Source organism: Virgibacillus flavescens (genome assembly GCF_050574275.1).
GTDB lineage: Bacteria > Bacillota > Bacilli > Bacillales > Amphibacillaceae > Virgibacillus_F > Virgibacillus_F flavescens.
In genome coordinates, this window is record NZ_CP192260.1 from 2,277,868 (window position 1) to 2,297,997 (window position 20,130).

Genomic DNA, 20,130 nt, shown 5'->3' on the forward strand with positions numbered 1-20,130 from the left:
AAGTACAGACAAAAGATTGGGTTAGGAACCTTAGGAGAGTGGAATGATTGAAGTTTAGAAACGAAGTCCGAATCTGGATAGGAATATTGCTTTTAGCTGTGTTGGTAGTAATTCCTTTTTACACCCCAATACAAAAGTACCTTTCTATCCCTAATAATATTGTCACTTTCAACAATGATACACCCGTATCCGTTCCGAGCCTTGGGGATTCTGTTGAAGTAAGTCCAGTAAGACAATCGATAAATGCGATAGGTTCAAATGAATTTAATACGGTTTCTGCTGGGAAAGATCAACTGCTTTACACATTTGCTGGTCTTCCGATTAAAAAGGTTGATGTAGATGTTCTGAAAGATTTTAAAGTAATTCCAGGAGGACAATCAATTGGTGTACAATTGCATACTGTTGGAGTTCTAGTGGTTGGACATCATCGTATTAAAGGTTCAAACCAAAAATCATCACCTGGCGAGGAAGCAAATATTGAAGTTGGTGATATCATCTTAAAGATAAATGGAGAATCCATCAAACAAATGAAAGATGTTAAACCATTTGTTGAAAAAGCGGGAAAAACGAATGAACCGCTTCGAGTAACGATAAAACGTGGAGATGATAAATTTCAAACCAAGCTAACTCCAGTGCTTGACGCTACAGATAACAAATATCAAATTGGCTTATATATAAGGGATTCTGCGGCAGGTATAGGTACGATGACTTTTTATGATCCTGCATCAAAAAAATACGGTGCTCTTGGACATGTCATTTCTGATATGGATACTCAAAAACCAATTGAAATATATAATGGAGCAATTGTGAATTCAACCGTAACATCAATTGATAAAGGGGAAAATGGTTCACCTGGTGAGAAACAAGCCAAGTTCTCAGTTGACGCACAAAAAATAGGTACGATTACAAAAAACAGCCCTTTTGGTATATTTGGTAAATTAAGGGATGAAATGAGAAATGGAAGCTTCAATAAACCGATGGAAATTGCATTATCGCATGAAGTGAAAGAAGGACCAGCAAAAATTTTAACGGTAATTGAGGGAGAAAAAATTGAAGAATTTGATGTTGAAATTGTAAGCAGTGTGCCACAGAAATTTCCTGCAACAAAAGGGATGATTATTCAAATAACTGATCCTGAATTGTTAAAGGAGACAGGTGGTATAGTTCAAGGTATGAGCGGAAGTCCTATTATACAAAATGATAAAATTATCGGTGCAGTGACGCATGTCTTTGTTAATGATTCCACTTCGGGCTACGGTGTTCATATTGAGTGGATGCTACAGGAAGCAGGCATTAATATTTATGAAACAGAGAAGAAGAAGGCGAGCTAGTTCGAATAAGTATAAAAGAGAAACCTTGTGTCAGATATCTATTCTGATACAAGGTTTTTTTGCGGTAATTATTTTTCGACAAATTTAATAAACGCTTGTCAAATAATATCGAATACAATCGAAAATATTAGTAAATCGAAGTAAAATAAAGATATTACATAAAAAAATAAAGTTTTTTTAAATAAAAGAAGGTTATAAGGAATTGATGTCGAAAGTATACTTTGGGAAACGTTTTAATACATAAGGGAGGAATTGAATAGTGGAGAAAATTTCTGTTTGTATAGTTGATGATAATCGTGAATTGGTTCAAGTGATGGAGGAGTACTTTGATGGGCAGGAGGATGTTGAAGTAATTGGGACAGCATTCAACGGTAGAGACTGCTTAGAAATGCTTAATGAAATGGATCCAGATGTATTGATATTGGATATTATAATGCCACATATAGATGGTTTGGCTGTTCTGCAGTCTATTAGAGGTTCAGAGCGAAGTAAATATCCGAATGTAATTATGCTAACAGCTTTTGGTCAAGAAGAAGTTATGAAAAAAGCTGTTGATCTGGGTGCTGCGTATTTCATTCTCAAGCCGTTTGATTTAGATAATTTAGCAGACCAGGTAAGGCAAGTACAAGGAAGAAATGTACAACCTACACAATCAAGAAATTTAAATAATAGACGTGGAAAGCAGAAAAAAGACCTTGAAGCAAATATAACAAATATAATTCATGAAATTGGAGTACCTGCTCACATTAAAGGATACATGTATCTTCGTGAAGCAATTACGATGGTTTACAACGATATTGAATTGCTGGGATCTATAACGAAGGTTCTTTATCCGGATATAGCAAAAAAGTTTAATACGACAGCATCAAGAGTTGAACGCGCAATTCGCCATGCCATTGAAGTTGCATGGAGCAGAGGTAACATTGACTCCATTTCGGAACTATTTGGCTACACCATCAGCATTTCAAAAGCAAAACCGACTAATTCAGAATTTATAGCAATGGTAGCAGACAGGTTGAGGTTGGACCATAAAGCAAGTTAAACAAAAATGATGATTCTATTAAAAAATAGAATCATCATTTTTGTTTAGTTTTTCATGTTCTTTCCTTTAGCGCTGTATTGACGCTTCCTGTCCCGATGTACAATAAATCCTCCGATAAAAGCAATCCCACCAATAAATAGTAAAAATCCAATAAAGAACTGAACGCCTATATAAAGAAATAATGGATAAAGTTCATCAAATAACGAGTCGCGCATTAATTTTATACCGTAAGCAGAAATAATTCCTGGTATGACAAGAAGTAAGACTGCAGTTATTCGTACCATCTTGAAACTCCTTTACCAATATAAGTTGATTTCAGTATATCAGAGCATATCCAAAATAGAAACCGATTATGTTTGCTAAATTCTGCAGTATAAAGTACAATATACGTGTGCAAAAAATTGCAAGGTGGGATCAAATGAAGCGAGTGCTCATTGTTGGTGCTGGTAAGGGTGGTAATGCTTTAATTCAAATTTTGTCTGAAACAAATCGGATGAAAATTGTTGGAGTAATTGACACAAAAAGTAATGCGAAAGGCATAGAACTTGCAAAAAAATTGGGAATACATACAGATACTGAATGGAAAAAATGGATTAATGACGAATTGGATATTATTATTGAAGCTACGGGCAAGGAATCCGTTTTACAGGAAATAGTTAAGGCTCGAAGCAGAAAAACTGTTGTCATTCCTGGGTCGGTTGCCTATATTATTGCAGAATTAATTGAAGAAAAAGAGTCATTATTAGAACTTCTAAAGTTAGAAATGACAAACCAGGAATTGATTCTCAATAATATTCGAGATGGTATGATTGTAGTTAACGAAAAAGGGATTGTGCAATTTATTAATAAAAGTGCAGAACGAATTGTAGGAGTCTCTAAACCGAAATTCATTAATCGGCCAGTTCAGGAAGTTATCGAAAATTCAAGACTTCCTTATACTCTGCAAAGCAGGAGAAAAGAAATAAACCAAAAACTGGTTCTTGAGAACGATAAAAAGATTATTACAACTCGAATTCCTATTATCAATGCTGACGATCAACTGATTGGAGCATTTGCGGTATTCAAGGATATTACAGAAGTTGTTAATCTTGCTGAAGAAAACACGGACTTAAAAGAAATAAAGATAATGCTTGAGGCGATTATTGAATCCTCAGACGAAGCAATTACTGTTGTAGATGAAAATGGAGAAGGCTTGATGATAAATCCTGCATACACAAAAATTACTGGTTTATCAAAGTCAGATATTATTGGGCAGCCTGCAACTGTTGATATTTCTGAGGGAGAGAGTATGCATATGAAAGTTCTGCAGACTCGTCGCCCAGTACGTGGAGTGCGAATGAAAGTTGGATCATCTAAAAAAGACGTTATAGTAAATGTTGCACCAGTAATTGTGGATGGTAAAATAAAAGGTAGCGTAGGTGTACTGCATGACGTTTCTGAGATTAAAAGCCTTACAACAGAATTAAAACGTGCGAGACAAATCATTCGGAATTTGGAAGCAAAGTATACATTTGATGATATTGTTGGCTCATCCCCTGAGATGAGACTAGCTCTTGAACAGGCAAAAGTAGGCGCCAAAACTCCTGCAACTGTCTTGCTCAGAGGAGAATCGGGTACAGGCAAAGAGTTATTTGCACATGCAATTCATAACGAAAGTGATCGGAAACATAATAAGTTTATTCGTGTAAATTGTGCTGCAATTGACGAAGCTGTTCTAGAGGTTGAGTTGTTCGGTTGCGAAGAAAGCGCCTTTTCAGAAACGAAGCGCGGTGGTAAGATTGGCTTGTTCGAAGAAGCAAATATGGGAAGCGTTTTTTTAGATGAAATCAGTGAACTAACTCTGCCACTTCAAGCAAAATTACTTCGAGTGCTGCAGGAAAAAGAAATTGTACGAGTTGGTGGCAGTGAGCCGATTGGAATAAATGTACGAGTTATTACTGCTACGAATGCAAATCTTGAAAAAGCGATCATGAACAAGACGTTTCGGGAAGACCTATACTATCGGTTGAATCGTTTGCCTATTTTCATTCCCTCTTTAAAAGAACGAATAGAAGACCTTACTGAGTTGATTCCGCATCTAATTCGTAAGATTAATCAGGATTACGGAAGAAGTGTCCGGGAGATAAATCAAGAAGCTTTACGATTCCTTAGAACCTATCATTGGGCGGGCAACGTAAGAGAACTTGAAAATGTATTAGGACGAGCTATGATTTACATGGATACGAATGAAGAAGTGATAAAGTTGAGACATATTCCTAGCTTAACCCCCGAGAAGGCGGTTTATATCCAGGATAATGAAAGATTCGATATCAATCAGGGAACACTACAGGATGCAGTTGAATCGTTTGAAGAAACCTATATCAAACAAACGTATCAAGCAAACCACTACAACAAGACAAAAACAGCAAAAGCGTTAGATATTTCAATCCGTAATTTGTATTATAAGATGGATAAATATCGAATTGAAAAGGCAAATATTGAAGATTTTTCTTAAATGAAGGCTTACATAATATCCCTTACTTAAGCGCTTTTAAGATTACAACATAATCGGAGGATTGTTATGAGATCGTTAGACGAATTGAAAGAACTTGCAAAAACGCAATCTGAGCAGGTGGTGTCCGTTGCAAATGCTGCTGACAATGAAGTCCTATTAGCTGTTCAAAATGCACTGCAAGAAAATATTTGTTCTTTTTTACTTTATGGTGACAAAAATGAGATACAATTTATTGGCGATGAGATTGGACTTGATTTATCAGCAACAAACCTCAGCGTTATAGATGAAAAAGATGATCCAGCTGGAGCAGCTGTGAAAGCAGTTTATCAGAAAAAAGCTGACATTTTGATGAAAGGGAATGTTTCCACAAAGGATTTACTGAAAGCAGTATTAAATAAAGAGTATGGACTGCGTTCTGGGAAAATTTTATCCCATGTAGCCCTGTTTGAAGTGCCAAATCAGGATCGTCTGATATTTTTAACAGATGCGGGCATGAACATTGCGCCAACATTGATGGAAAAAGTTGAGATTGTTAATAACGCAGTGAAAATTGCCAGGGGAATTGGAATAGACCTACCAAAAGTAGCAGCACTAGCTGCAGTTGAGGTAGTAAACCCAGCAATGCAGGCAACAGTTGATGCAGCGTTATTAACTCAAATGCAAAAGCGAAACCAAATCCGTAATTGTATAATTGATGGTCCGCTTGCATTTGATAATGCAATTTCCAACGAAGCAGCTGAACATAAAAATATCGAGTCAGACGTTGCCGGAACTAGTGATATATTAGCTGTCCCTACTATAGAAGTCGGAAATGCATTATATAAGTCCTTTATGTATTTCGCAGAAGCTAAGGTGGCTTCAGTTGTAAGTGGTGCAAGCGCACCAATTGTATTAACATCGAGGGCAGATTCTGCTGCAAGTAAATTATATTCATTATCTCTTGCATTAGTATCGGCAAAAAAATTCTAGGAGGAATACACAATGGAAATTTTCACTTATATGGAGAAATATGATTACGAGCAATTAGTATTTTGTCAGGACAAAAACTCTGGATTAAAAGCAATTATTGCAATACACGATACTACACTTGGACCTGCGCTTGGCGGGACTAGAATGTGGACATATAATTCTGAAGCAGAAGCGATTGAAGATGCGCTTCGTTTAGCTAAAGGTATGACGTATAAAAATGCTGCTGCAGGATTGAATTTAGGTGGCGGAAAAACAGTTATTATTGGTGACCCTAAAAAGGATAAAAACCCTGAGTTATTCCGTGCTTTTGGTCGTTATATTCAAGGACTGAACGGTCGTTATATTACAGCAGAAGATGTAGGTACAACCGTGCAGGATATGGATTTAATTCACATGGAAACGGACTTTGTTACAGGAATTTCACCTGAGTTCGGATCATCAGGAAATCCATCCCCGGTAACTGCATACGGCATTTACAAAGGAATGAAGGCTGCTGCTTTAGAAGCATATGGCAGTGATTCATTGGAGGGTAAAACAGTTGCAGTACAGGGTGTTGGAAACGTTGCCTTTACGCTGTGTGAGTATTTACATGAAGAAGGCGCTAAACTAATTGTAACTGATATTAATAAAGAGGCAGTCGATCGTGCTGTTCAAGCATTTGATGCTAAAGCGGTTGATCCTGATGATATTTATGGTGTGGACTGTGATATTTATGCACCATGTGCACTAGGGGCAACGATTAACGATGAAACAATTCCTCAATTGAAGGCTAAAGTTATTGCAGGATCAGCGAATAATCAACTTAAGAAAACAAAGCACGGAGATATCATCCATGAAATGGGTATTGTGTACGCTCCTGATTATGTAATCAATTCCGGTGGCGTTATCAACGTAGCAGATGAACTAAACGGTTATAACGCAAAGCGTGCAATGAAAAACGTTGATGCTATCTATGATGCATTAATTAAGATATTTGCTATTTCAAAGCGTGATAATATTCCGACTTACGTGGCAGCTGACCGCATGGCAGAAGAACGAATTGCATCCGTCAGAGCTTCACGCAGTCAATTTTTATTGAATGGTCACCACACGCTAAGCAGAAGATAAATGCAAAAAGCGAACGTACTGGAGGTTAACAGCATTGCAGGAACAAATTTTTCGTATATTAGTGATAAATCCAGGGTCAACGTCTACTAAAATTGGAGTTTTCGAAAATGTGAATTGTATTTTTGAAAAAACGATTCGACATAACGTTGATGAAGTTTCTAAATTCAAATCGATTATAGAGCAGTATGACTTTAGAAAAAATGTTATTTTAGATCAACTGAATCATGAAGGTATCAATGTGTCAAAGCTCAGTGCAGTCTGCGGTCGTGGTGGATTACTTCGACCGATTGAAGGTGGCACATATAAGGTAAATGATGCGATGCTGGAAGATTTAAGACAAGGTTTTAATGGAGAACATGCGTCTAATTTAGGTGGTATTATCGCAAATGAAATTGCTAATGGATTAAATATACCAGCATTCATTGTGGATCCGGTAGTAGTTGATGAATTTGAGGATATTGCTCGGTTCTCAGGGGTACCTGAGATCCCTAGAAAAAGTATATTTCATGCGCTTAATCAAAAAGCGGTTGCCAGACGAGCTGCCAAAGACCTTGGGAAATCCTATGACAAGGTTAATTTAATCGTTACACACATGGGTGGTGGAATCACGGTAGGTGCCCATAAAAACGGTAAAGTAGTTGATGTCAATAATGGTTTGCATGGAGATGGACCATTCTCACCAGAACGAGCAGGTACTGTGCCTGCAGGTGATTTGATTTCACTTTGTTATTCCGGCGAATATTATTTGGATGAAATGATGAAAAAATTAGTTGGAAAGGGTGGGCTTATGGCCTACCTGCAAACAAGTGATGCAGTGGAAGTGGAAAACAGGATAGAAAACGGTGACCAGAAAGCTACACATACGTATGAAGCGATGGCTTACCAAATTGCTAAAGAAATCGGATCAATGAGTGCCGTGCTGGAAGGAAAAGTTGATGCAATCATTTTGACTGGCGGTCTAGCGTATGGAAAAGTATTTGTTGAAATGATTTCAAAACGGATTAGCTGGATAGCTGATACGATTGTTTATCCTGGTGAAAATGAATTGCAAGCGTTAACGGAGGGTACGTTAAGAGTGCTCCGAAACGAAGAAACACCAAAGGTATATGTAACTACCTAAAAATAAAGGGAGTGACTAACAGATGGCAAAAGAATATGACCTTGTAATCTTGGGTGGCGGAACTGGTGGATATGTTGCTGCAATCAGAGCCTCTCAGCTCGGCTTACAAGTAGCAATAGTTGAAAAAGGCGATCTTGGTGGAACATGTCTGCACCGTGGTTGTATACCTTCTAAAGCATTGTTGAGAAGCGCTGAAGTACTTAGACAAACAAAAGAGGCAAGTGAATACGGTATTGATACGAAGGATACTTCATTAAATTTTGCAAAAGTACAAGAAAGAAAAAATAGTATTGTAAGCACCTTACATCAAGGGGTCCAGGGTTTAATGAAGAAGGGAAAAATTGATGTCTATGAAGGATTTGGCCGTATTTTAGGTCCAAGCATATTTTCACCTATGCCTGGGACAATTTCAATTGAGTATGAAAATGGTGATGAAAATACGATGATCGTTCCGAAGAATGTGTTAGTCGCAACTGGTTCACGACCTAAGTCGTTACCTGGACTCGAAATAGATGGTTCAGTAGTAATGTCTTCAGATGAAGCACTGCAAATGGAAGAACTGCCAAAGTCAATTATCATCGTCGGTGGTGGTGTAATTGGAATTGAATGGGCATCTATGCTTGCTGATTTTGGCGTCGATGTAACAGTGATTGAGTACTTAGATCAAATACTCCCAACTGAAGATGATGCTATAGCAAAAGAAGCTGAAAAGCTCCTGAAGAATAAAGGCATTCGTTTTGTGAAAAGTGCTAAGGTTTTAGCTGACACACTATCCATTGATAAAGGTGTAACGATTGAAGCTGAAATAAATGGAAAGAATGAAACATTCAAAGCAGAAAAAATGCTTGTATCTGTGGGTCGCGAGGCTAACACAACTAATATCGGCCTTGAAAATACAGATATCGTTGTGGATAAAGGTTTCATTCAAACGAACAAAAATTACCAGACAAAGGAAACACACATATACGCAATTGGAGATGTAATCGGAGGCATGCAGTTAGCACATGTTGCTTCACATGAAGGAATTGTAGCCGTTGAACATATGGCAGATCAAAATCCTCACCCAATTGAATATGACAATATTCCAAGCTGTATCTATTCAAATCCTGAAATTGCTAGCGTTGGGTTAACGGAAAAACAAGCAAAGGATAAGGGCTTTGATATTAAAGTAGGAAAGTTTCCATTTAAGGCAGTCGGAAAAGCGCTTGTTCACGGGGAATCTGACGGATTTGTAAAAATTATTGCAGATAAAAATACAGATGATCTACTAGGGTGTCATATGATTGGACCGCATGTAACAGATATGATTTCTGAAGCTGGACTTGCTAAAGTTTTAGATGCGACACCTTGGGAAATTGCTGAGAGCATTCATCCGCACCCAACCTTGGCTGAAGTGATGGGCGAAGCTGCATTGGCTGTTGATGGTAAACAGATACATGGGTAAAAATAAAGGAGGGACTATCAATGACTAAAAATCGTCATGAAGCACTAGGATTGTCAGATGATCAAGTGCTGGAAATGTTTAGAACAATGCTGTTAGCGAGAAAAATAGATGAAAGAATGTGGCTCTTAAACAGAGCTGGAAAAATTCCATTTGTAATTTCATGTCAAGGTCAAGAGGCAGCGCAAGTTGGAGCATCTTTTGCCCTTAATCGTGATGAAGACTATGTAGCTCCTTATTATCGCGATATGGGTGTTGTACTTGCATTCGGAATGACTGCTAAGGAATTAATGTTATCTGGATTTGCCAAAGAAGAAGATCCGAACTCTGGTGGTCGTCAAATGCCTGGGCACTTTGGACAAAAGAAAAACAGAATACTTAGTGGTTCTTCACCGGTTACGACACAATTACCGCATGCTGTAGGTGTTGCATTAGCAGCGAAAATGGAAAAAAAGGATATTGTTTCTTTTGTTACACTCGGAGAAGGATCATCAAACCAAGGTGATTTTCATGAAGGATTAAATTTTGCTGGTGTACATAAGCTTCCAGTTATCACAATGGTAGAAAATAATAAATATGCAATTTCTGTACCTATTGAAAGACAAATAGCAGCTAAGAATGTATCAGATCGTGCAATTGGCTATGGTATGCCAGGTGTGACAATAGATGGAAACGATCCATTAGCTGTTTTTGAAGCGGTTCAAGAAGCTAGAGAACGTGCTATTAAGGGTGAGGGCCCAACATTAATCGAAGCAGTCTCTTATCGTTTAACTGCACATTCCAGCGACGATGATGATAGTCTTTATCGTGAAAGTTCGGAAGTGGATGAAGCGAAAAAGAAAGATTCCATCATTACATTTGCTGCTTATTTAAAAGAAGCGGGAATATTAACAGACGAAATTGAAAAAGAAATGATCGGTGAAATCGGAGATATTGTTAATGAAGCAACTGATTATGCTGAGGAAGCACCATATGCAGAACCAGAAAGTGCATTAAGATTTGTATATGAAGAGTAGGGAGGGAACTATAAAATGCCAGTAATGTCATATATTCAAGCTGTTACAACAGCTCTAAGAGAAGAAATGCAACGAGATGAAAAAGTTTTTGTATTAGGAGAAGATGTAGGTAAAAAAGGTGGCGTATTTGGTGCTACTAAAGGATTGTACGATGAATTTGGTGATGCACGTGTGCTTGACACGCCATTAGCAGAATCTGCTATTGCGGGTGTGGGTATTGGTGCAGCGATGTATGGTATGCGACCAGTTGCTGAAATGCAATTTGCTGATTTTATTATGCCTGCAGTTAATCAAATAATTTCAGAAGCAGCAAAAATGCGTTACCGTTCGAATAACGATTGGAACGTACCAATGACAATTCGTGCACCTTATGGTGGTGGAGTTCACGGGGCACTGTATCACTCTCAATCGGTCGAAGCGGTATTTGCCAATCAACCAGGATTAAAAATAGTCATGCCGTCTACACCTTACGATGCAAAGGGGTTACTGAAGGCGTCTATTCGTGATAACGATCCAGTACTTTTCTTTGAACATAAACGCGCCTACCGTCTTTTAAAAGGAGAAGTTCCTGAAGAAGATTATGTGCTTCCACTAGGAAAAGCAGATGTAAAGCGCGAAGGATCTGATGTAACTATAATTACGTATGGGTTAGCAGTACATTTTGCTCTACAAGCAGCTGAAAAATTAGCTGACGAAGGAATCGATGCTCATATCTTGGATCTGCGTACTATCTATCCGTTAGACAAAGAAGGAATAATTGAAGCTGCTAAAAAGACTGGAAAAGTATTACTAATAACCGAAGACAATAAAGAAGGAAGTATAATTGGGGAAGTAGCAGCAATTATTGCTGAAAACTGCTTGTTTGATTTAGACGCACCAGTAATGCGTCTTGCAGGACCAGATGTACCATCGATGCCTTACTCACCAAAAATGGAAAAATTCTTTATGATAAACCCGGACAAAGTTGAACAAGCAATACGTGAATTAGCTGAATTTTAAACGTAGGAGGGATACTAAATGGCTTCTGAAAAAATTAAAATGCCACAATTAGGCGAAAGTGTAACGGAAGGAACAGTCAGTTCCTGGCTAGTTGAAGTAGGCGATAAGGTTAACAAGTATGACCCTATTGCAGAAGTAATGACTGATAAAGTGAATGCCGAGGTACCATCTTCATTTACAGGTGTGATTAAAGAACTAGTCGCACAAGAAGGGGATACAATCGAAGTAGGCGAATTAATGTGTTACATCGATACAGAAGGTGGAGCTTCTTCTGATGAAGAACCTGCACAGGAAGAAACTGAACAATCTGAAGCAGCTGAGCCTGCTGAAGAAGAAGTGGAAAAAGATACTTCTATGAAAAAACGTTATTCTCCAGCTGTTTTGCGCATGTCGCAAGATAACGATATAGATCTAGAGCAAGTTACAGGCTCTGGAAAAGGTGGCAGAATTACACGTAAAGATATAGAAAAAATTATTAGTTCAGGTGAAATTCCTAAAGCGGAAGCAAATACATCTGCACCAAAAGCGAAAAAGGAAAAAGCTGAATCTGCACCATCTAAAGAATCAGCACCTTCCCCAACATCTCAAGCAGGGGATATCGAAATTCCTGTGACTGGCGTTCGCAAAGCAATAGCGCAGAACATGGTCCGTTCAACAACTGAAATTCCTCATGCGTGGATGACGGTGGAAGTTGATGTTACAGACCTTGTATCCTATCGAAATAAAGTTAAAAATGATTTTAAGCAAAAAGAAGGATTCGGTTTAACTTTCTTTGCCTTTTTCGTAAAAGCTGTTGCACAGGCACTAAAAGAATATCCTCAACTAAACAGCATGTGGGCTGGAGATAAGATTATCCAGAAAAAAGATATCCACCTTTCCATAGCTGTGGCTAAGGATCAAGAGTTATTTGTACCGGTAATTAAGCATGCTGATGAGAAAAGCATAAAAGGAATCGCTAAAGATATCTCTGAATTAGCTGCAAAAGCACGTTCAGGTAAACTAACTTCTGCTGATATGCAAGGTGGAACTTTTACTGTCAATAATACTGGTTCATTTGGATCTATTCATTCAATGGGTGTTATCAACCACCCACAAGCAGCGATTTTGCAAGTGGAATCTATTGTTAAACGTCCAATGATGGTTAATGATATGTTTGCTGCAAGAGACATGGTGAACCTATCACTTTCGCTTGATCACCGAATTCTTGATGGTCTTGTTTGTGGTAATTTCCTTAGCAAAGTAAAAGAAATCTTGGAAAACATGAACAAGGATACAACAAACGTTTACTAGATCAGTTAATTTGAATTGAAATCTGGACTTAAAATTGATAAGCTTGATTTAGTTTAGATACTATATAGAATAAGGGGATGGATGTTCAAATGGACTTTAACCTATTTATGAACGATGTTGTTGATGTCGCACGTTCAGATATAAGAGATGCAGGATACAAGGAACTAACAACTATAGAAGATGTAGATAATGCGATGAAACTTGAAGGCACTGCATTAGTAATGGTGAATTCTGTATGTGGTTGTGCAGGTGGTGTTGCAAGACCTGCAGCTGCTAATGCTATTCACTATGATAAGCGACCTGATCATTTGCTAACGGTCTTTGCTGGCCAGGATAAAGAAGCAACTGAAAGAGCACGTGAATATTTTGAAGGCTATCCACCTTCTTCACCATCCTTTGCATTTTTGAAAGACGGTAAAATTGTGACAATGATCGAACGTCACGACATTGAAGGTTTTACAGCTGTAGATGTAATAGCCAAACTTCAAAAAGTCTTTGATGAATACTGCGAGGAAATATAAGTACTGGACTATTTGTATAGTTGTGATGAGGCTGTCTCTATTTATCGTGGGTCAGCCTCATTTTATTAATAACTTTTTTACTTTAATACCTTATTAAGCTGACTCCACAGAATCATACTTATTGAAGAAGGAGATTTAACTGTGAAAATTGGCTACCGGACGATAAAGACTGCGATTGGTACTCCGCTTGCGATATCTATTGCACAAACAATGGGGTTAACCAATTTTGTTTCAGCAGGTATCTTGACATTACTTTGTATAAAACCATCCAGGAAGGAATCAGTCTTAAGTGCTTGGCACCGATTTATTGCCTGTACTATAGCTATTCTGTTTTCATACGTATTTTTCGAATCGCTTGGCTATAATCCAATTGTTATGGGGATTGCTTTTACTTTGTTTATTCCTGTTACCGTATATCTTAAAATTTCACCTGGTATTGCAACAAGTTCAGTTATTATTTTGAATTTGTATAGTCTTGGAGAAATTACATTCACATTTATTATTGACCAATTCTTATTGATTATTGTTGGAATCGGAGTTGCTCTTTTATTAAACCTTTATATGCCGAGTCTGGATAATAAACTGAAAAAGAAGCAAATGGAGTTAGAGCAGAACTTTCAGGTGATCTTACATGAAATTTCTTTATACATATGTGATACAGAAGAAGTCTGGGATGGAAAAGAAATTAGAAAAGCTGAGGAAATTATAGAAGAAGCAATTAATTTAGTTTCACTTGATCGGGAAAATCATTTATTAAGGGAAAACCATCCGTATTATGATTACTTTACGATGAGAAGAAACCAATTTGAACTCTTAAAAAAAATGCTTCCACTTGTAACAAGGCTTCCTAAAACAGATAGTTTATCAGAATCTTTTTCCGAGTTTTTTGAAGATTTATCTGAAGCAGTTCATCCCGGAAATACAGCTTCAATCTTTCTGAACAAATTAAAAGCACTTCAAACTGAGTTCACGCAGGAAAAACTTCCAACTACCCAGGAAGAATTTGAAACTAGGGCTAATTTATTTCAATTATTACATGAGATAGAGGATTATTTAATTATAAAGAGAAAATTCAAAGAAAGTGATGTTGGAAGAAAATAAAAAAGATCGGAATTAATAAAATTCCGATCTTGAAGTTTATAATTAATTCACAAAAAGAGCCAGTCCAGTAGTTACTGATGTTAATAACATCGCAAGTATCATGATGTAGATTATTATTTTCATTTTACGGTCTCTCTTTGACGGTTTTCTTCGATTATTAGCCACGTATAATCCTCCTTAAAACGTAATACTAAATGTATTTTATCGCTTATTTGCCTTTTGGACAAGTAATATAAACAAATAGTAATAAAAAAATTATGATAACTATTAAAATGGGGGCAATCCTTTATGAATAAAAAAGATTCAACTTCATCAAATGAGGCTAATTGGAAAAAGTCTGTAGACAAAACATTAAAGCGCTTTCCTGAGCGGAAGGAAACGTTTCAAACCTCTTCTGACATAGACGTGAATGGATTATATTATCCAGTATCCAATGACAATTATGAAGAAAATTTAGGGTTTCCAGGAGACTTTCCTTATACCCGCGGGATTCAGCCAACTATGTACCGAAGCCGATTTTGGACAATGCGTCAATACGCTGGCTTTGGTTCAGCTATTGAAACGAACAAACGCTTCCGTTATCTATTGGATCAGGGACAAACGGGTCTTTCTGTTGCTTTCGATTTACCAACCCAAATTGGGTATGATTCAGACGATGTAATGTCTGAAGGCGAAGTCGGAAAGGTTGGAGTGGCAATTGATACCCTTCACGATATGGAACAGCTTTTAGATCAAATCCCACTTAATAAAGTTAGTACATCCATGACAATTAATGCGCCAGCATCGGTGTTATTATGTATGTATATAGCTGTAGGCGAAAAACAAGGTGTTCCACTTGAAGAACTTACTGGAACTATTCAAAATGACATCTTAAAAGAATATATAGCGCGTGGCACATATATTTATCCACCAAAGCCATCCATGCGATTAATCACTAATATATTTGGATTCTGTATGGAAAATAATATGAAATTTAATACCATCAGTATTTCTGGTTATCACATTAGAGAGGCGGGCTCAACTGCAGTACAGGAACTTGCTTTCACTATTGCAAACGGTATGGCGTATGTTGATGCTGCTCTGGAATCTGGCCTTGCGATTGATGATTTTGCACCCCGATTAGCATTTTTCTTCAATGCACACAATAACTTTTTTGAAGAAATAGCTAAATTTCGTGCGGCGCGTCGGATATGGGCTAAAATAATGAAGGATCAGTATCACGCAAAAGATCCAAAAAGCTGGAAACTGCGCTTTCATACACAAACAGGTGGATCGACACTTACAGCCCAGCAGCCCGACAATAACGTGGTTCGTGTAACCCTGCAAGCTCTAGCAGCAGTAATGGGAGGCACACAAAGTCTTCATACAAATTCGCGCGATGAAGCATTGTCTTTACCAACAGAAGAATCTGCTCGTATTGCACTTCGGACGCAACAGATTATAGCAAACGAAAGCGGTGTAGCAGATACGGTTGATCCATTAGGTGGATCTTACTATGTAGAGGAATTAACAGATAAGATGGAACAAGAAGTAAATAAGTACCTGGTACAAATCAAGGAAATTGGTGGAGCCGTTCAAGCGGTGGAAGAAGGCTATATGCAACGAGAAATTCATCATAATGCTTATGAAACGCAAAAGCGAATTGAAAAGAATGAAGAAATAATAGTTGGTTTGAACAAATATCAGCTAGACGAGGAAGTAAATCCCGATCTACTAAAAGTTGATGAAGAATTAGAGAAATCTCAAATTGAACAGTTAGACAATATAAGAGCAACAAGAGATCAGAAAAAAGTAGATGAGTTATTACAATCATTACGAATTCAGGCAAAAAATCCTGAAACAAATTTAATTCCGTATATTCTTGAAGCCGTTAAAGCATATGCGACGGTTGGTGAAATTTGTAACGTAATGCGTGATGAATTTGGTCAATATACAGGCATGTAAGAAGGAGAGATAAGGATGAATAAAATACGAGTATTAATCGCCAAACCTGGTCTTGACGGACATGATCGGGGCGCTTTAGTAATTGCACAAGCATTACGTGATCATGGCATGGAAGTAATTTATACTGGATTACGACAAACGCCTGTACAAATTGCGCAGGCAGCTGTACAAGAAGATGTAGACGTGATTGGACTTTCTTCTCTATCAGGGGCACATCGATCCTTGTTTCCTAAAGTTGTAGAAGAACTTAAAAAAAGAAACGCAAGTGATATTCCGGTTGTTGGTGGCGGAGTCATTCCAAGTGAAGATATTCCATTTTTAAAAGAAAAAGGAATAAATCAAATCTTTACTAGTGGATCTTCAACAGAAGTACTTGCAAATTACATTAAACAGCTAATTAATCCTGACTCAACTAAATTGGAAAAACCCAGCAAGATTGCTCATATTGGAATTGCAGTGAATTCAATCGATCAGGCGCTCCCATTCTATTCAGATATTCTGGGTCTGGAACTAGAAGGGATTGAAACGGTGGTATCTGAAGATGTTAAGGTTGCATTTCTGAAAATTGGTGAAGCACGTTTTGAATTATTAGAGCCACTTTCCGAAAAATCTGCTGTTCAAGGTTTTATCACTAAAAAGGGTGAGGGAGTTCACCACATTGCAATCGAAGTTGATAATATAAATGAAAGATTGCAGCAGTATAAATCCAAAGGGGTACAGTTGATTCATGAAGAATCAAAGCCTGGTGCACATAACAGTGAAATAGCGTTTATTCATCCAAAAGCAGCGAATGGCGTATTAGTTGAATTATGTCAGTCAGCAGAAGGAAGTGAAAAGTAATGGATATATTTGATAAAATTAATGAGTTGTATGATAAACGGCGACAAGTTGAACTTGGTGGTGGCGATGAACGGATAGATAAGCAGCATGCCAAAGGCAAAAAAACTGCTCGTGAAAGAATTGATTATCTGTTGGATAATAATACTTTTGTTGAACTCAATCCATTCATGGAACATAGGGAAACGGATTATGGGATGGACAGCTCGACCGCTAAAGGCGAAGGTGTTGTTACCGGATATGGAAAAATAAATGGAAAGCCAATTTACTTGTTTGCACAGGATTTCACTGTATATGGTGGTGCGCTTGGTGAAATGCATGGTAAGAAAATTGCCGCTGTAATGGATTTGGCTGCCAAAAATGGAGTTCCATTTATTGGATTAAACGATTCCGGTGGTGCAAGAATTCAAGAGGGTGTTTCATCGTTGGATGGGTACGGTCAGGTTTTTTATCGTAATTCCATTTATTCGGGAGTAATTCCACAAATATCAGTAATTCTTGGACCAAGTGCAGGGGGAGCAGTATACTCACCAGCCATTACAGATTTTGTGATAATGGTTGAAAAAACATCACAAATGTTTATAACAGGACCCAAAGTAATCGAAACCGTCACGGGTGAAAAGATTTCATCAGAAGGTCTTGGCGGAGCGGACGTACATAACTCTAAAAGTGGAAACGCCCACATAAAAGCGTCCAGTGAAGAAGAAGCACTAGACGCTGTGCGCGATTTACTTGAATATTTGCCTGCAAACAATCAGCTGAAGCCAACATTAACTGAGTCTGAACCACAAGATGATACGTGTCACGATCTTACGGAAATTGTTCCATTTAATTCAACCCGTCCATATGATGTGAAGCGAGTAATTGATCAAGTGGTTGACAAAGGTACGTTTTTCGAGATTCATAAAGACTTCGCTAAGAATATTGTTGTGGGGTTTGCGCGGATAAATGGACAAACGGTGGGATTAGTTTGTAATCAACCGAGGTATTTAGCTGGAGGTCTTGATATTGATTCCAGTGATAAAGCTGCCCGTTTCATCCGTTTCTGCGATTCATTTAATATATCGTTAATTACATTTGAAGATGTTACCGGCTTTTTCCCTGGAGTCAAACAGGAGCATGGTGGGATAATTCGTCATGGAGCGAAAATTTTGTATGCATATTCAGAAGCCACTGTTCCGAAAATCACGGTTATAACAAGAAAAGCCTTTGGTGGTGCTTATGTAGCATTAAACAGTAAATCGATCGGAGCGGATCTGGTTTATGCATGGCCAAATGCGGAAATAGCAGTTATGGGTCCAGAAGGTGCAGCAAATATTATCTTTGCTAAAGAAATTGCTGAAAGTGAAGATCCAGAAGCGACAAGACAGGAGAAAATTGATACGTATCGTGAAAAGTTTGCTAATCCATACATAGCAGCTGGACTTGGTATGATTGATGATGTCATTGACCCAAGAGAAACAAGAATTAAACTAATTCAGGCGCTTGAAATGTTATACAACAAACAAGAAGATCGCCCCAAGAAAAAACACGGAAACATCCCATTGTAAAAAGAAAAGCGTAGGCGACTGTTCAGTGGCGTACAGATAGATGGGGCTGTGAAAAGTACGGTGAACTTTCCGTACGTTCAACAGAACCGACTATCTGCTAGCCACTAGGAGCTGCAGCTAGACAAAAAGAAAAGCGTAGGCGACTGTTCAGAAGCGGACGCTGTTACAAAAAAATATTTCCAGGAGGTACCAATGATAAAAGTAAATAATGAACGATTAGTAGAGGAATTTTTAGAATTAGTACAAATTGACTCGGAAACAAAACATGAAACAAAAATTGCTGAAGTGTTAAAGAAGAAATTTAACGATTTAGGGTTAGATGTTATAGAGGATGAGAGCAAAGAAGAAACAGGTCACGGTGCTGGGAACTTAATTTGTACGTTAAAGGGTACAAAAGAAAATGTGGATCCAATTTACTTCACATCTCATATGGACACAGTGGTACCTGGTAACAGTATTAAACCTTCTATTAAAGATGGATACATCATTTCAGATGGAACTACAATTTTAGGTGCAGATGATAAAGCTGGACTGGCTGCCATTCTTGAGATGATTCGCAGCTTGAAAGAAAATAATGCTGAACACGGAGATATCCAGTTTATTATTACTGCTGGCGAAGAGTCTGGTCTAGTTGGTGCAAAGGCTTTAGATCCTTCCTTAATAAAGGCGAAGTACGGCTATGCAATTGATAGTAATGGAGAAGTTGGGGATATTATTGTGGCAGCGCCTACGCAAGCTAAGATTTTCACTGTCATGAGAGGGAAAACTGCTCACGCTGGTGTTGCCCCAGAAAAAGGAATATCTGCCATTACTTTAGCAGCCAGAGCAATATCCAGAATGCCTTTAGGCCGTATTGATGATGAGACAACAGCAAATATTGGCAGGTTCGAAGGTGGAAAACAGACGAATATTGTATGTGACTACGTGGAGATTCTTTCTGAGGCAAGATCACTCGTACCAGAAAAAATGGAGGCGCAAGTGAAAAAAATGAAAGAATCATTCGAGGCGACTGCAGAAGAATATGGAGGTACAGCTGAAGTTGAAGTGAAAATTATGTACCCCGGTTTCAAACAGGAAGCTGGTGATCAAGTAGTTGAAATTGCACGCAATGCTGCCAAATCGATTGGTCATGAAAGTCAGTTATTAACTAGTGGCGGCGGAAGTGATGCTAATGTGATTGCGGGGCATGGAATTCCTACAGTGAATCTAGCTGTTGGCTATGAAGAAATTCATACTACGAATGAAAGAATAGCAGTAAAGGATTTAGTAAAAATTTCTGAATATATTGCTGCAATTGTTTTAGAAACAGCAAAATAAAAGTGTAAAGACCCTTAGTAGTGACTTTCATTATTAAGGGTCTTTCTGTGT

The 20,130-nt window shown here is 37.9% G+C and carries 18 protein-coding genes; 16 read left to right on the forward strand and 2 right to left on the reverse strand.

Annotated features, from left to right (window positions below; translation table 11 throughout):
* Positions 1-47 precede the first annotated feature (47 nt).
* Both spoIVB and spo0A read left to right on the forward strand, forming a co-directional pair.
* Positions 48-1,331 (forward strand): SpoIVB peptidase, encoded by a 1,284-nt coding sequence (spoIVB, locus tag VBD025_RS10965; RefSeq protein WP_430785370.1) that lies wholly within the window; start codon positions 48-50, stop codon positions 1,329-1,331.
* 259 nt (positions 1,332-1,590) lie between these two features.
* A complete protein-coding gene (spo0A, locus tag VBD025_RS10970; protein ID WP_430785372.1) occupies positions 1,591-2,373 on the forward strand; it encodes a sporulation transcription factor Spo0A in 783 nt (260 codons plus the stop codon).
* Between the two features lie 44 nt (positions 2,374-2,417).
* On the opposite strand, the gene VBD025_RS10975 is transcribed toward spo0A, so the two are convergent.
* Positions 2,418-2,657: a DUF2627 domain-containing protein gene (locus tag VBD025_RS10975; protein WP_430785374.1), complete on the reverse strand. Its 240-nt coding sequence runs from the start codon at positions 2,655-2,657 to the stop codon at positions 2,418-2,420.
* 134 nt (positions 2,658-2,791) lie between these two features.
* On the opposite strand from VBD025_RS10975, the gene VBD025_RS10980 reads away from it, so the two are divergent.
* From VBD025_RS10980 to VBD025_RS11025, 10 genes are all read left to right on the forward strand, one after another.
* Positions 2,792-4,867 (forward strand): sigma 54-interacting transcriptional regulator, encoded by a 2,076-nt coding sequence (locus VBD025_RS10980; RefSeq protein WP_430785376.1) that lies wholly within the window; start codon positions 2,792-2,794, stop codon positions 4,865-4,867.
* Positions 4,868-4,933: 66 nt separating this feature from the next.
* Entirely contained in the window at positions 4,934-5,836 is a 903-nt protein-coding gene (gene yqiS / locus VBD025_RS10985) for a phosphate butyryltransferase (protein ID WP_430785378.1), read from the forward strand.
* A 12-nt stretch (positions 5,837-5,848) separates the two neighbouring features.
* Positions 5,849-6,943: a branched-chain amino acid dehydrogenase gene (gene bcd, locus VBD025_RS10990; RefSeq protein ID WP_430785380.1), complete on the forward strand. Its 1,095-nt coding sequence runs from the start codon at positions 5,849-5,851 to the stop codon at positions 6,941-6,943.
* A 34-nt stretch (positions 6,944-6,977) separates the two neighbouring features.
* On the forward strand, positions 6,978-8,063 hold the full coding sequence (buk, locus tag VBD025_RS10995; RefSeq protein ID WP_430785382.1) for a butyrate kinase: 1,086 nt from the start codon (positions 6,978-6,980) through the stop codon (positions 8,061-8,063).
* Between the two features lie 22 nt (positions 8,064-8,085).
* A complete protein-coding gene (gene lpdA, locus VBD025_RS11000; protein ID WP_430785384.1) occupies positions 8,086-9,507 on the forward strand; it encodes a dihydrolipoyl dehydrogenase in 1,422 nt (473 codons plus the stop codon).
* Positions 9,508-9,527: 20 nt separating this feature from the next.
* Positions 9,528-10,520: a thiamine pyrophosphate-dependent dehydrogenase E1 component subunit alpha gene (locus VBD025_RS11005; protein ID WP_430785386.1), complete on the forward strand. Its 993-nt coding sequence runs from the start codon at positions 9,528-9,530 to the stop codon at positions 10,518-10,520.
* 15 nt (positions 10,521-10,535) lie between these two features.
* Entirely contained in the window at positions 10,536-11,519 is a 984-nt protein-coding gene (locus tag VBD025_RS11010; RefSeq protein ID WP_430785388.1) for an alpha-ketoacid dehydrogenase subunit beta, read from the forward strand.
* 18 nt (positions 11,520-11,537) lie between these two features.
* Positions 11,538-12,809 carry a dihydrolipoamide acetyltransferase family protein gene (locus VBD025_RS11015; RefSeq protein WP_430785390.1) on the forward strand — a complete coding sequence of 424 codons (1,272 nt, stop codon included), beginning with the start codon at positions 11,538-11,540 and terminating at the stop codon, positions 12,807-12,809.
* 89 nt (positions 12,810-12,898) lie between these two features.
* Positions 12,899-13,330, forward strand: a complete 432-nt coding sequence (locus tag VBD025_RS11020; RefSeq protein ID WP_430785392.1) for a BrxA/BrxB family bacilliredoxin — start codon at positions 12,899-12,901, stop codon at positions 13,328-13,330.
* A gap of 141 nt (positions 13,331-13,471) precedes the next feature.
* Complete coding sequence (locus VBD025_RS11025; RefSeq protein ID WP_430785394.1) at positions 13,472-14,431, forward strand: aromatic acid exporter family protein; 960 nt, start codon at positions 13,472-13,474, stop codon at positions 14,429-14,431.
* 42 nt (positions 14,432-14,473) lie between these two features.
* Here VBD025_RS11025 and prli42 read toward each other — a convergent pair whose 3' ends face one another.
* Positions 14,474-14,596 carry a stressosome-associated protein Prli42 gene (gene prli42 / locus VBD025_RS11030; protein WP_430785396.1) on the reverse strand — a complete coding sequence of 41 codons (123 nt, stop codon included), beginning with the start codon at positions 14,594-14,596 and terminating at the stop codon, positions 14,474-14,476.
* Positions 14,597-14,719: 123 nt separating this feature from the next.
* On the opposite strand from prli42, the gene VBD025_RS11035 reads away from it, so the two are divergent.
* The 4 genes from VBD025_RS11035 to VBD025_RS11050 all read left to right on the forward strand — a co-directional run bounded on the left by VBD025_RS11035 (position 14,720) and on the right by VBD025_RS11050 (position 20,079).
* Positions 14,720-16,375, forward strand: coding sequence for an acyl-CoA mutase large subunit family protein (locus VBD025_RS11035; RefSeq protein ID WP_430785398.1), 1,656 nt, complete (start codon positions 14,720-14,722; stop codon positions 16,373-16,375).
* 15 nt (positions 16,376-16,390) lie between these two features.
* Positions 16,391-17,215, forward strand: a complete 825-nt coding sequence (mce, locus tag VBD025_RS11040) for a methylmalonyl-CoA epimerase (RefSeq protein ID WP_430785400.1) — start codon at positions 16,391-16,393, stop codon at positions 17,213-17,215.
* Complete coding sequence (locus tag VBD025_RS11045; RefSeq protein ID WP_430785402.1) at positions 17,215-18,762, forward strand: acyl-CoA carboxylase subunit beta; 1,548 nt, start codon at positions 17,215-17,217, stop codon at positions 18,760-18,762. Before mce ends, VBD025_RS11045 begins: the two co-directional genes overlap by 1 nt.
* A 192-nt stretch (positions 18,763-18,954) precedes the next feature.
* A complete protein-coding gene (locus VBD025_RS11050; RefSeq protein WP_430785404.1) occupies positions 18,955-20,079 on the forward strand; it encodes a M20/M25/M40 family metallo-hydrolase in 1,125 nt (374 codons plus the stop codon).
* The last annotated feature ends 51 nt before the right edge of the window (positions 20,080-20,130 follow it).